This window comes from Acinetobacter corruptisaponis (assembly GCF_030053775.1).
GTDB lineage: Bacteria > Pseudomonadota > Gammaproteobacteria > Pseudomonadales > Moraxellaceae > Acinetobacter > Acinetobacter corruptisaponis.
The window spans coordinates 1,878,278-1,888,775 of record NZ_CP125669.1 but is presented as its reverse complement, the minus strand read 5'-3'; the positions used below and the strand labels follow the sequence as shown (position 1 = coordinate 1,888,775).

Annotated in this window: 5 protein-coding genes; 4 read left to right on the top strand and 1 reads right to left on the bottom strand. The window is 46.1% G+C overall.

Annotated features, from left to right (window positions below):
• Nucleotide 1 precedes the first annotated feature (1 nt).
• Together QLH32_RS09005 and recD are read left to right on the top strand one after the other, a co-directional pair.
• A complete protein-coding gene (locus QLH32_RS09005; RefSeq protein ID WP_283269239.1) occupies nt 2-3,715 on the top strand; it encodes a UvrD-helicase domain-containing protein in 3,714 nt (1,237 codons plus the stop codon).
• A gap of 147 nt (nt 3,716-3,862) precedes the next feature.
• Nucleotides 3,863-5,566, top strand: coding sequence for an exodeoxyribonuclease V subunit alpha (gene recD, locus QLH32_RS09000; RefSeq protein WP_432442312.1), 1,704 nt, complete (start codon nt 3,863-3,865; stop codon nt 5,564-5,566).
• 725 nt (nt 5,567-6,291) lie between these two features.
• Here the strand turns inward: recD and QLH32_RS08995 are convergent.
• Nucleotides 6,292-7,590: a serine hydrolase domain-containing protein gene (locus QLH32_RS08995; RefSeq protein WP_267981231.1), complete on the bottom strand. Its 1,299-nt coding sequence runs from the start codon at nt 7,588-7,590 to the stop codon at nt 6,292-6,294.
• 237 nt (nt 7,591-7,827) lie between these two features.
• On the opposite strand from QLH32_RS08995, the gene rpsO reads away from it, so the two are divergent.
• Both rpsO and pnp read left to right on the top strand, forming a co-directional pair.
• Nucleotides 7,828-8,097: a 30S ribosomal protein S15 gene (rpsO, locus tag QLH32_RS08990; RefSeq protein ID WP_004637724.1), complete on the top strand. Its 270-nt coding sequence runs from the start codon at nt 7,828-7,830 to the stop codon at nt 8,095-8,097.
• A 269-nt stretch (nt 8,098-8,366) separates the two neighbouring features.
• The gene (pnp, locus tag QLH32_RS08985; protein WP_283269309.1) at nt 8,367-10,454 is read left to right on the top strand and encodes a polyribonucleotide nucleotidyltransferase; all 2,088 of its coding nucleotides are present in this window, start codon (nt 8,367-8,369) and stop codon (nt 10,452-10,454) included.
• The last annotated feature ends 44 nt before the right edge of the window (nt 10,455-10,498 follow it).

Below are 10,498 nucleotides of genomic sequence, written 5' to 3'. Positions count from 1 at the left end.
CATGAACTCACATTTTTCTGTGTCTTATCAACCGATTCGGGATATTCAGTTTGAGGGGTTGCACCTGATCGAAGCCTCGGCTGGAACAGGCAAAACCTATACCTTGTCCAGTTTAATGGTACGGATTTTTCTGGAAAAATACTTACCGAATCAGGTCATTGCTACCACGTTTACCCGTGCCGCCGCTGCCGAACTAAAAAGCCGTATCCGTTTGCGTCTGGTGGAGATTCAGCAGTATCTGGAGCCATTACGCAGCGTACTGGAAACTGATATTCACATGCAGGCGGAGCAGGAAACTGATCCGCTAAAACAACATGTGTTAAAAACCTTTGCGCCACGTATCGCCTATGCCTGTGAACGGTTGAAACTGGTGATTGACCAACTGGATGAGTTGTTTGTCGGGACACTGGACAGCTTTAGCCAGAAGCTATTGCGCGAGTTTGCCTTTGAAAGTGGCAAGATCGAACGTGCCCAAATTACTGAAGATGCCAAGAGCTATACCCGTCAATTGATCCACGATGTGTTGCGCGAATGGATTCAGTCGCAGCCACAACAGGTGATTGATGCACTTTATAGTGTGGGTGGGCTAAAAAGCGTTGAGCATTTTATCAGCATGGTGGAAAGCTCGCTCAACTTTAGTTCGGCACAATTTAAATTGCCTGACATGCCTGAGATTGAACTGGCGCAGTTACAATATTGGCAACAACAGGCGACCGAGATCGACCTTGATACACTGGCAGATTATTTTCATCTAGATGGAGCCTATTATTCACATATTAATGGTGCGACATTCCGTAATCATGCCTTTCATAGCTTATTTACAGTGCATTGCTCAAGCTTATTGAACGCCTTAAAACAGCCTGAAAGCATCCAGATTTTTGATGCCTATTTTGCTGATGCGCGTGATGCGGTATTCAAGTTTCTGGATAGGCTGGACAATCAAAAGATTTTTAAAAAATGCCCTGCTGAAATCGCCGATGGCTTTTATCAGCATCCAACCCTATTACAACTACAGGCATTATTTCAGGCGATCCAGCAGACCCAGCAACAGTTTGAGCAGCTACAGGTTTATTTAAAGGCTTATTTGTGTGTTGAGGTAAAGAAGCGACTACCGCAAATCCTGCAACAAAAGGGTGAAACCACCTTTGCCCAGCAGATTAAAACCTTGTCAGATGCCTTAAAGGGCGAGCAGGGGCAACATTTTGCGGTATTTGTACAGGCACGTTATCCGTTGATTTTGGTGGATGAGTTTCAGGACACCAATCAGGATCAGGATGATATGCTGGCGAGCATCTGGCGACATCCGCAGCGCTACCAAAAGGGCTGCATGATTATGGTCGGAGACCGTAAACAGGCGATTTATGGCTTCCGTGGTGGCGACATGCTGACATTCCTGAATGCCTATCAGGATATTATGGCGAAGCAGGGGCGTGAATATAAACTGATCCACAACCACCGTTCGGTGAAAGAACTGGTTGAAGTGGTGGATGTGCTGTTTCAGCGGCAAATGGATTTTGGCGAGCAGGTGATCTATGACCCGATTCAGGCTGGTTCGCGTCCACATCCTGCCCTGATTGACAATGAACAGGCCAATCCCGCACCGTTGCGCTGGTTGCAACTGCAAGAGGGTAATGAGCAAGCCACTCAAGTCGCATGGAAAATCCAGAGCTTGCTGAATCAGGCACATTTGCAGCAGCTATGCCTAGATGGTGAGATACGCAAGGTCATTTGTGAAGATGATATTGCGGTGCTTTCCCGTAGCCACCGACAACTGGACGAGGTGCAGTATGCACTGGAACACTTGGGAATCCGTGTCAATCGCCCCTCAAAACGTAGTGTGTTTGATTCAAAGATTGCACAGGATATAGGCGCTTTACTCACGGCCTTGCTGCATCCCTATGATGAGGCCAAGTTAAAGCGTGCCTTGCTGAGTCGACTGTTTGGATTTGATTTAACTCGACTGTTGGCACTGGAACAAAGTTCAGAGGGCTTGAGCCATTATATCCAGCAATTCGATGACATCCGTGAGATGTGGCTGAATCAGGGGTTTCTGGTAGCATGGCAACGCTGCCTAAACCAGTTTGGTATCTGGCAGCAACTGGTTGCCACCCAGAGCAAGGACAATGAACGGGCAGTGGTCAATCTGCGCCATCTCACTGATATCCTGAGTCAGCACAGCGAGCATGTGCAGGGGGCACAAAACCTCTATCACTGGTATTTAAAGCAGCTCAATTCCCCCAGTGACCGTGAATGGGAACTGGAACATAAGCTTTCCAGTGAAGCTGGGGTGCAGTTGATGACCATCCACCAGTCCAAGGGTTTGGAATTTAAAATCGTCTTTTTACTTGGGGCGAATAAAGCCTTTTCTGAGATACAAAAGACTTTAAATTTCTCAACCACGGAAATCCAGTTGCCAGAAACAGGGCAAACACGAACACAACGCGTGGTGGCGATTGCGGATAAAAACTTTCTGCAACAGAATGAGCTGGATCAGCACCAGCAACGGGCGCAGGCTGAGCAGAACCGTTTGTGGTATGTGGCGCTGACCCGTGCCAGTCATCGGGTCTATGCGGTGTTTGAACCTGAAAAGGGCGATAAGAACAAACTTTCAGGATTGGCATTCTGGAAGAATCAGGGTGAGGTATTCCAGCATCCACATTGTCTGGATGAAGCCCTAGTTTTGGAGCGACCACAGGTATTGCATCGTCAGCAGACCCAACAAAGAATTCCACTTTCCGCACAGCCTTTACCTATGCAGCGTTTTTATGCACGGGGCAAGACCAGCTTCAGTTATCTGGCACAGCATTTAAGACACAAGGCTAGTCATGCGGATCGTCTGGCCAATATTGAGCAGAACTTTGATCAGGCTGAAGATGAGCTAAACGTTATACTGACAGCATCTGCGCCTGTTTCCCAACCAATCGCGTGGATTAAGCAATATTTCCCGAAAGGAACACTGGCTGGAAATTTTCTGCATGAGATTTTTGAGCAGATTGATTTCCAGCGACCTGAAACGTGGGTTGAGGAAATTCGCCGCCGTTTTAAGAATACCTATCAAGGCTTATGGTTTGACTTGCTGGATCAATACCAGAATTATTTTCCAGCACAGGAAAACTCAGAGCAGCAACTATACCAATGGATTGCGGCATGGCTGGGTGAGGTATTGGCCACGCCACTGAATCAGGGTTTTCAATTAAAACAATTGCTGACAGGACAATATCTGTCGGAATGTCCATTTTATCTGGCCTTGTCGGATCGTGTGCTGGCCATGCAGCGCGTACAGCAACTGTTCACAGAATATGGCATCAGCATGCCTGAATTGCTGGAGGCGAAATCTGCCCGCTACCTGAATGGCTCAATTGACTTGGTCTATTTCGATGGTCAGCGCTACCATATCGCCGATTATAAAAGTAACTATCTGGGCGCTGAACAGGCAGATTACCAGCCCAGCCAGATTGCGGACAGCATGTCGCTGTCGAGTTACTGGTTACAGGCGGCCTTGTATCTGGTGGCACTGCACCGCTACCTAAGCGTGAAACTACAGAATTACCAGATTGAGCAGCATCTAGGTGGGGCATCCTATCTGTATTTGCGTGGCATGAATGGACAGGCGCAGCAGGGCTATCTGTACTGGAAACCTGATGTTGAATTTATCTTGCGTCTGGATGCTATCCTCGGATATTTTTCTGAGGATAAAATGGGCAAACCAATGTAGATAAAAGTAATGAATTTAGATTAAACAGTAGCTTATCATGTGGATAAGCATGTTTATAACCTTGTGGACAAGCGTGTGGGTAAGTTTGAGGATAACTCTGTGGACAAACAAGTAAATGATCAGTCAGCAACGGCGGGCTGGCTTGAGATGTGGAGTAGCTATCTCACACAGGCACCATTTTCCCAATCAGCTCAGGCAGTTGGTGCAGCGCAAATCTTACAGCAACTGATTGAGGCCAGCCTGCAAGGCGACAGTTGTATTGAGGCAAATCCAGCACAGCTTGAGGCACTGGGCGATCTGGTGGTTTGCAGCGATGTTGCAGCCACTCAGGTTGCCCCATGCGTCCACGATCAGCAGGGCTTGGCATTATACCGATATTGGCAACTGGAACAACGCCTAGCTGATCAGATTTGTCGATTAAAGCGACAAACGATTCAGTTGGTCGATACAGCACCTTATCAGCACTTGCTTAGCGATGAACATCAGCAGGCTGCCCTTAAAATGGTGATGCAGCAATGGCTGAGTATCATTACAGGGGGGCCAGGAACAGGCAAGACCTATACGCTGGCCCGTATTATCGCGGTACTGAACCAGATGATTCCTGACCTACGCATTGCGATGGCTGCACCCACAGGAAAGGCAGCCCAGCGTATGCAGGAGGCCTTGCAACATTCATTGAATGATCCAAAACTGCTTGAGTCGGGATTGGTCACCGATGAACTGCGCCACCAAAACACCCAGACCCTGCACCGTTTGCTGGGTATGGGCAATCGGCAGATCCCACGTTTTCACCAAAAGCAGCCTTTGCCCTATGACGTGATTGTGGTGGATGAAGCCTCCATGCTGGACTTGAATCTGGCAACACTGCTGTTTGAGGCGGTGCCCGAACACTGCCGCATTATTTTACTGGGCGATGCCAACCAGTTGGCTTCTGTGGATGTGGGTTCTGTACTGGCAGACTTGCAGCAGGTGCAGGGCTTGGCTGAAAACCGTGTCCAGTTGCAAAAAAGCCGCCGTTTTGCGGGTGAGGCAAAAATTGGACAGTTGGCAAGATTTATTCAGGCCCAGCAGGAGCCAACACAACATGCTCAGGTATTGACCAGACTGGAACAGGAGATTGCTGCGCCTACCAGCTTGCAACCGATTGCATTATCCAAAGAGATGCCAGATTTTATTCAACTGGAATATTTGCCCAAGTATGGTGAGTTCGAAATTGAACCCTATCAACAAAAGTTGATGTATGGATTTCAGGGCTATGTTGAGGCACTGCAACACTATATGCAGGTGGATGAACCAGAACTGCATATCCAGCAGGTCATACACGCATTTGATGATTACCGAATCTTAACCGCCGTTCGACATGGTCAACTGGGATTGCAGCAACTGAACCGTTATGCTGAACAGTGGCTCAACCAGCAGCTTAAACAGATTGCGGTGGGTGACTGGTATGTGGGCCGCCCTGTGATGATGACCTATAATGACTATCAGCTTGGAATCTCCAATGGAGACATTGGCATTTGTTTTAAACATAGAAGCCAATCTCAGCAGTTTGAGGTGTATTTTCCAAGTCTGGATAAATGGATTGCTGCACATCGCTTACCTCGGAACATGCAAACTGCATTTGCGCTCACCATTCACAAGTCACAGGGCTCTGAATTTACCCATACCGCGATTGTTCTGGATGCTCCCGCAGAGAAATTACTGAGTCAGGAACTGATTTATACCGCGGTAACACGCGCCAAAAAAGTGGTCAGTATTCTGGCCGATTCAGGCACCTTGCAACAGGCGCTTACAATTCGAACAGTTCGCCGCAGTGGTTTAGTACAAAAGATCAATTTTGCTGGATTATAAACTTATTCTTTAAAATTCACTGTTTTGTAAGAAAAAGCTTACAAGGATTCGAGATATTGTCGCTAGAGCAAGCTGAGTGTTTTTGAGATTATGTACACACAAAGAGCCTAGCACGGAAAGCTAGGTAAATCGCAAAACGATAATAAGAAAGTCTAAAAGACAGCGAACTTACAGTGAGGTAAGTGATAAAAGAGGAAACTTACAGCCGCTAAGCCTTGTAGTTTTGGGAGAGACTACAGGGCTTTTTTATTTTTATCCATATTGAATGAATAACATTATGATAAATATTGGTTTTATTTTAACCAATATCGTTTGGACCATACTTAATCAATTATTGTGATAGCTCATTTGCACTGTTTTGTGTATAGACATTTATCTGTTGAAAAATAACGGCATCATCTGAGAGTAAAATATTGTTGTCTAACAATTTTTCTGGATTGTTAAGTTAAATGTTATACAGAACCGTACGTTTTTGCTTACAAAGAGATGAGAAAAATGCTATTTTTCTCCATAATTAATTTTGACAGAATAGTAAGTATAGAGGGAAGAAGATGTAACCAAAGGAAACATAAAAATCATAATATTGTGGAACGTTCAGAGGGTCTGAATGAAAAAATAACAAGCAATAAAGAATAAAAATAAATCAAAACTAGAATAATAAAAACTACGCGCAGAGGCCCAAGCGAAAACTTGGGCTTTTTTGTGCGTAGTTGTTTTTCAACTGATTAAACCAGATCATTTTCGCTACGGTCAGTGGCAAATAATGAGCGGCGCTGGTTTTTCGGGATTTTTGGACAGTTGCTTGAGATCTGGTACAAAGTTTTTGCCAGTGCGGGCAAGTGGGTACCAACCACAGATTTTCCTGTGGTGAGTAATGACACACTGATGTCACGCTCTGGATCGGCCCAGCATAAAATATTTGAGAAGCCAATATGTCCAAACGCCTGTCCCGTCATTGGGCCAAACAAGCCAATAGGGTTACTGCCTAGCATTGGCCCTAGAGCATAACGCATCGGCGCAAGTAAACTACGGTCAATACTGACGCCAGAGGTCGGCAAGGTGGAACGGAAAACGGTTTTGGCACTCATGACCTGTTTGCCCTGATACTCACCGCCGCTGAGCAACATTTCAAAAAAACGTCCTGACTGCTCTGCACTGGTGTAGATGTTGCCAGCAGGGCAGATGGTGTCCATGAAACGTGTGTCATTGGTAATGTCGACAGCCGTTTGTAGTCCAGCACCCAGCACATGCTCTAAATAACGATCAGTACCCAAACTTGGATGCATGCCAGTGGCATAGTTCAGTGCAACGTCCGCGCGGTACTCAGGTTTTAGGCCATAGTTGAAATAATCCAGACCCATTGGTTTTTCAATATGTTCAGCCAAATATTCACGCACACTTTGTCCTGTGACACGTTTTACCACCTCACCCAGAATATAGCCTGCGGTCACGGCATGATAGGCAAGATGGGTGCCTGATGGTGAAACGGGCTTGGCTGCACACAGGCGCTTTAAAATCTCTTTCTCATCAAACAGCAGTTCAGGCGTCACCTCACCCTCAATCCGTGGAATTCCACCGCGATGTGATAACAGGTGGAACAGGGTGGCGCGACGTTTGCCATTGACCCCGTATTCAGGTATGTAATAGCTGATTGGGTCCAGCAGGTTCAGGTCACCACGCTCATCCAGCATGTGCACCAGCATTGCCGTGACCATTTTAGAGGCTGAGAACAGGCAAACGGGGGTATCTGGTGTGCCGATCTTGGCATCCGTCGCAAGACCATCGGGAGAATTGCCCTGGGCATAACCAATACTACGGTTCAGCAGGATTTGTCCCTGTCGACGTAGACATAAGGTAATTAAAGGATAGTTCCCCGTTTTATAAAGACATTCAACACTATCCCAAATCTTCTGGACCTGTTTTTCCGTCATGCCGCCCAATTCAGCTGCAACTTCATCTTTGGAACGAATGACTTGATTGAGGTCATCTGGCACATAACAGGTATTGGTGGATAAGATTTTCACGATTCCCTCGCTAATTTTTCGTTTTCTTTCATTTCTGTTACAAACTGAAAACAGAATTGATAAATAGTTTGCCTGTTTTTCTGACAATTGTCATTGTCTAAATGACGAAATAAAAACATTTTTGCAATATAGCCATAGATCACTTAAAATAGGCGACTTGCTGTAGTGATGCACGGCAATCAGTTGCTTGCAACTGATCATTATCATTTTATTTTTTAAGCATCTCGGAGAAATCGAATGGCTTTAACTAACGCAGATCGCGCAGAGATCATCGCTAAATTTGCTCGTGCTGAAAACGACACAGGTTCACCAGAAGTACAGGTTGCTTTGTTGACTGCTCAAATCAATGATTTGCAAGGTCACTTTAAAGAGCATAAACATGACCACCACAGCCGTCGTGGTTTGATCCGTATGGTAAACCAGCGTCGTAAACTACTTGACTATTTAAATGGTAAAGATCACGGCCGTTATGTTGCTTTGATCGGCGCATTAGGTTTACGTCGTTAATTCGATTTGGCTTTATTTTCGGTATTTCGCATGTTGCAATGCCTTAACGCTGAAAACAAAGTTTCGCCTGATTTAAGTTAGGCGATTTTTAGAAGGGGCGCATGTTCGCTCCTTCTTTGTGTTTAAATTTATTTAAAAATTTTGATCTGGTGCGATGGCTTCTAAGCTTTGTCATTTATCCACACGCGAGTTGTGGTCTGAATGCCAAACCTTAGGGGTCTCACTAGAATAACTTTTTAAAAGAAACCAGGAAAATATAATACATGTCAATGTTTAATATCGTTCGTAAAGAATTCCAATTTGGTCAGCACCAGGTTGTTTTAGAAACGGGTCGTGTTGCACGTCAGGCAAATACAGTGTTGATCACAATGGGTGGTGTGACTGTTCTTGTTGCGGTGGTTGCACAGCCAAAAGCAAAAGCGGGGCAGGACTTCTTCCCGTTAACTGTGAATTATCAAGAAAAACAATATGCAGCTGGTCGTATCCCTGGTGGTTATGGCAAGCGCGAAGGCCGTGCTTCTGAAGCAGAGACCTTAATCTCTCGTTTGATTGACCGTCCAATTCGTCCGTTGTTCCCAGAGGGTTACTTCAACGAAATTCAGGTAACGGCAACCGTTGTTTCTTCTGACAAAACCATGGATGCTGACATTGCTGCAATGTTGGGTACATCTGCCGCATTGTCTATTGCGGGCACACCTTTCCGTGGCCCAATTGGTGGTGCGCGTGTTGGTTTGATCAATGGTGAATATGTTCTTAACCCAACGCTTGAACAGCTTGCACAGTCTGACCTTGACCTTGTGGTTGCAGGTACGGAATCAGCAGTGCTTATGGTTGAATCTGAAGCGAAAGAACTTTCAGAAGACCAGATGCTGGGTGCGGTTCTGTTTGGTCATGATGAAATGCAAATTGCAGTACAAGCCATTAAAGAATTTGCCGCTGCCGTTGGTGCCAAAGAATCTGAGTGGGTTGCGCCAACACACAATGAAGAATTGCGTGCAAAACTGAAAGAAGCGTTTGAAGCAAAAATTTCAGAGGCATATACCATTGCGGTAAAACAAGACCGTTATGCGGCTTTGGATGCGCTGTATGCAGAAGCGAAAGCGCAGTTCGTTCCTGAAGAAGATGTTGATGGCATCGCGGACGAAGTTGACTTCCTGTTCGAAGACCTTAAGTACCGTACTGTTCGTGACAACATCTTGTCTGGCAAACCGCGTATTGATGGTCGTGACACCAAAACAGTTCGTGGTATCGACGTTCAGGTTGGCGTGTTGGATCGTGCCCACGGTTCAGCATTGTTTACCCGTGGTGAAACTCAGGCACTTGTGACTGCAACTCTAGGTAACACACGTGATGCGTTGATGGTCGATACCTTGGCTGGTACCAAGACTGACAGCTTCATGTTGCACTATAACTTCCCTGCATATTCTGTAGGTGAAACAGGTCGTGAATCTGGCCCTAAACGCCGTGAAATCGGTCATGGCCGTTTGGCGCGTCGTGGTGTACAGGCGGTACTTCCTCCAGTTGACCGTTTCCCGTATGTGTTACGTGTGGTTTCAGACATTACTGAATCGAATGGTTCATCTTCAATGGCGTCTGTATGTGGTGCTTCACTTGCACTGATGGATGCGGGTGTTCCACTTAAGGCACCAGTTGCGGGTATCGCAATGGGCCTGGTGAAAGAGGGCGAGCGTTTCGCAGTGCTTTCTGACATCCTGGGTGATGAAGACCATCTTGGCGATATGGACTTTAAAGTGGCGGGTTCTGCAAACGGGATCACTGCACTGCAAATGGACATCAAGATTGAAGGAATTACCGAAGAAATCATGGAAGTTGCATTGAATCAGGCATTTGCTGGTCGTATGCACATCCTGAACGAAATGAACAAGGTGATTTCACGTGCCCGTGCGGAAATCAGCGCCAATGCGCCAACCTTTGAAGTGATCAGCATCAACCCAGACAAGATTCGTGATGTAATTGGTAAAGGTGGTGCAACCATCCGTGCTATTACCGAAGAAACCAAGGCTGCGATTGATATCGAAGACAATGGTACAGTGCGTGTGTTTGGTGAAACCAAGGCTGCCGCTAAAGCTGCAATTGCCAAGATTCAGGCGATTACTGCTGAAGTTGAGCCAGGCACAATCTATACAGGTAAAGTGATTCGTATCGTTGAATTCGGTGCATTCGTGAATATCCTACCAGGTACAGACGGTTTGCTTCACATTTCACAAATTTCAAATGAACGTGTTGCCAACGTGACTGACGTATTAAAAGAAGGTCAGGACGTTAAGGTTCAGGTTGCCGATGTGGATAACCGTGGTCGTATCAAATTGACCATGAAAGACATCGAACAAGCATAATCGCTGCAATCGACTGACAAAAAGCCCGCCTTGTGTGGGCTTTT

Excerpts from the sequence above, each read along its gene's own strand:
- pnp (WP_283269309.1), top strand. The coding sequence starts at position 8,367 with ATGTTTAATATCGTTCGTAAAGAATTCCAATTTGGTCAGCACCAGGTT.
- recD (WP_432442312.1), top strand. The coding sequence starts at position 3,863 with ATGTGGAGTAGCTATCTCACACAGGCACCATTTTCCCAATCAGCTCAG.
- QLH32_RS09005 (WP_283269239.1), top strand. The coding sequence starts at position 2 with ATGAACTCACATTTTTCTGTGTCTTATCAACCGATTCGGGATATTCAG.
- rpsO (WP_004637724.1), top strand. The coding sequence starts at position 7,828 with ATGGCTTTAACTAACGCAGATCGCGCAGAGATCATCGCTAAATTTGCT.